This window comes from Chitinophaga sp. ARDCPP14 (assembly GCF_051362515.1).
GTDB lineage: Bacteria > Bacteroidota > Bacteroidia > Chitinophagales > Chitinophagaceae > Chitinophaga.
The window spans coordinates 1-280 of the sequence record NZ_JBKIXB010000040.1 but is presented as its reverse complement, the minus strand read 5'-3'; the positions used below and the strand labels follow the sequence as shown (position 1 = coordinate 280).

Genomic DNA, 280 nt, shown 5'->3' with positions numbered 1-280 from the left:
ATCTCGACTACCTGTGTCGGTTTACGGTACGGGCTGCTATAAACGAACCTTAGAAGTTTTTCTTGGAAGTCTGATTAGGGACACTATCAGCGCGGCCGAAGCTTTGCTGTACTATCAGGCTTCAGCATCTCTGGCGGATTTTCCTACCAAAAATATACCTACACCCTTTAACGCACTATTCCGTAAGTGCGCGATCCTTTCACTACTCCGTTACTCCATCGAATTTATAGCAGGTACTGGAATATTCACCAGTTTGCCATCAGCTACACCTTTCGGCTTT

Annotated in this window: 1 rRNA gene; it reads right to left on the bottom strand. The window is 45.7% G+C overall.

The features are described from left to right. A 23S ribosomal RNA gene (locus tag ACLHR0_RS31685) occupies positions 1–280 on the bottom strand; the annotation flags it as partial.